Source organism: Nonomuraea longicatena (assembly GCF_039525605.1).
Taxonomy (GTDB): domain Bacteria; phylum Actinomycetota; class Actinomycetes; order Streptosporangiales; family Streptosporangiaceae; genus Nonomuraea; species Nonomuraea longicatena.
This window is the reverse complement of the sequence record NZ_BAAAHQ010000017.1, coordinates 223642-226411: the sequence shown is the minus strand read 5'-3', so window position 1 is coordinate 226411 and position 2770 is coordinate 223642. Positions and strand designations below refer to the sequence as shown.

The following is a 2770-nucleotide window of genomic DNA, read 5'->3' as shown; positions in this document are numbered from 1 at the left end:
CGGGCGCCGGGGCGGCGGCGGGCGCGGGCTGCGGGATCGAGGAGGCCGCCGGGACGGGCTCCGGCTGCGGCGCGGGCGCCTGCTCCGGGGCCGGGGCGGGCGCGCCCGCCTGGCCGTTCTCGTCGATGACGGCGAGCTCGGCGCCCACCTCGACGGTCTCGTCCTCAGCCACAACGATCTTGGTGAGGACGCCGGCGGACGGCGACGGGATCTCGGTGTCGACCTTGTCGGTCGAGACTTCGAGGAGCGGCTCGTCCGCCTCGACGCGCTCGCCCTCCTTCTTCAGCCAACGGGTTACCGTGCCCTCGGTGACGCTCTCTCCGAGCTGGGGCATCTGTACGGAGACCGGCATGGGTTATGTCTTCCTCGAGATTCTTAGTTGTGCACGTGCAGGGGCTTGCCGGCCAGCGCCAGCATGGCCTCGCCCATGGCTTCGGACTGAGTCGGGTGCGCGTGGATGAGCTGGGCGACCTCTGCGGGCAGCGCCTCCCAGTTGTAGATCAGCTGTCCCTCGGTGACGAGCTCGCCGATGCGCCGTCCGACCATGTGGACGCCCACGACGGGGCCGTCCTTCTTGGCGAGCACCTTGACCGCCCCGGCGGTGCCGAGGATCTGGCTCTTGGGGTTGCCGGCGAGGTCGTAGACCTGCTCGACGATCTCGATGCCGCGCTCGGCCGCCTGCGCCGAGGTGATGCCGACGGAGGCGACCTCCGGGTCGGAGTAGGTGATGCGCGGCACGCCCGCGTAGTCGATCGGGGGCGGGTTGAGCCCGGCGATGTGCTCGGCCACCAGGATGCCCTCGGCGAACCCGGCGTGCGCGAGCTGCGGGGTGTCGATGAGGTCGCCGATCGCGTAGACGCCGGGCACCGAGGTACGGCAGTGCCCGTCGACCACGACGGCGCCGCGCTCGATGCGCACGCCCTGCTCCTCGAAGCCGATCCCGGCCGAGACGGCGCCGCGTCCGACGGCCACGAGCAGCAGCTCGGCGTCGAGGGTCTTGCCGTTGGCCAGGGTGACGACCACGCCGGTGTCGGTGGTCTTGACGCTGTCGAAGAAGACGCCGAGCTCGTACTTGATGCCGCGCCTGCGGAAGGCCCGCTCAAGCAGCTTGGAGCTGGACTCCTCCTCGGTCGGCAGCAGGTGCGGCAACGCCTCGACGATGGTCACCTCGGCGCCGAAGGACCGGTAGACGCTGGCGAGCTCGACGCCGATGACACCGCCGCCGAGGACGATGACGGAGGCCGGCACCCGGTCCATGGTCAGCGTGTGCTCGCTGGTGATGACCCGCTCGCCGTCGATCTCCAGGCCGGGCAGCGTCTTGGGCGCCGAGCCGGTGGCGAGGACGATCGAGGTGCCCTCGTAGACGTCCTCGCCGACCTGGATCCGGTTGGGGCCGACCAGGCGGCCCTCGCCTTCGACGATCGTCACGCCCGCCGCCTTGAGCAGCCCCTGCACGCCCTTCCAGGCCCGCGTGACGATCTTGTCCTTGAAGGCGTGCACGCCCTGGACGTCGATGCCGTCGAAGCGGGCCTTGACGCCGTACGCCTCACTCTCGCGGGTCTCGTCGGCGACCTCCGCTGAGTGCAGGAGCGCCTTGGTGGGGATGCAACCCCTGTGCAGGCAGGTGCCGCCGATCTTGTCCTTCTCGATCAGGGCGACCGACTTGCCGAGCTCGGCCGCCCGCAGGGCGCAGGCGTAACCGCCGCTTCCTCCACCGAGGACGACGATGTCGTAGGCCACAGGAACGCTCCTTGCTAGGTTCGTGATGCCGTCATCTTTTCATTTGTTTCAGGCGCTTGCGTGCCGCTCGGCGAGTCCGATCAAGGTCCGGGTGAAGGCACCGGTGCCGCCCTTGGGGGTGTAGCCGTGCGGCTCGCCCTTGTTGAAGGCGGGGCCGGCCATGTCGATGTGTGCCCACTTGACCCCGTCTGTCACGAACTCCTTGAGGAAGATGCCCGCGGCCAGCATGCTGCCCCAGCGCTCCGGCTGGAGGTTGGCGATGTCGGCGATGGGGGAGTCGAGACCCTTGCGGAGCTCCTCGGGCAGCGGCATGCCCCAGGCGCCCTCTCCGGCCGCGCCCGCCACCTCGACGACCAGTTCGCGGGTGGCGTCGTCGTTGGACATGACGCCCGCGGTGCGCCAGCCGAGCGCGACGATCTGCGCGCCGGTGAGGGTGGCGACGTCGACGAGCAGGTCGGGGCCGTCCTCCAGGGCGCGGGTGATGCCGTCCATGAGCACCAGGCGGCCCTCGGCGTCGGTGTCGAGGACCTCGACGGTCTTGCCGCTGTAGCTGGTGATGACGTCGGAGGGACGCTGGGCGGTGCCGCTCGGCATGTTCTCGGCCAGGCACAGGTAGCCGACGGCGTTCACGCGCAGGCCGAGCCGCGCGATGCCCAGCAGCGCGCCGAGGACGGCCGCCGCGCCCGCCATGTCGGACTTCATCCAGTCCATGGAGGCGGAGGGCTTGAGGTTGAGGCCGCCGGTGTCGAAGGTGATGCCCTTGCCGACGTAGGCGAGCGTCTTCGTGGCCTCGGGGTGGTTGTAGGCGAGGCGGACCAGGCGGGGGCCGCGCGAGGAGCCCTGGCCGACCGCGAGGATGCCGCCGTAGCCGCCGTCCTTGAGCGACCGGTCGTCGAGCACCTCGACGGTGAGCCCGGTGACGGCGCCCTCCTGCTCGGCGATCTCGGCGAACTTCGCCGGGAACAGGTCGGCGGGCGGGGTGTTGACCAGGTCGCGCACCAGGGCCACCGACTTGGCGAGGACGGCCGCG

General features: G+C 70.8%; 3 protein-coding genes. All 3 read right to left on the bottom strand.

Features of this window, described 5'->3' with window-relative positions:
* On the bottom strand, positions 1-352 hold a 352-nt coding region (locus ABD120_RS18830), incomplete at its 3' end, for a biotin/lipoyl-containing protein (protein WP_343951222.1).
* Between the two features lie 23 nt (positions 353-375).
* Positions 376-1740, bottom strand: coding sequence for a dihydrolipoyl dehydrogenase (gene lpdA / locus ABD120_RS18825; RefSeq protein WP_343951221.1), 1365 nt, complete (start codon positions 1738-1740; stop codon positions 376-378).
* A gap of 48 nt (positions 1741-1788) precedes the next feature.
* The coding region (locus ABD120_RS18820) for a leucyl aminopeptidase (protein ID WP_343951220.1) at positions 1789-2770 on the bottom strand (982 nt) is incomplete at its 5' end.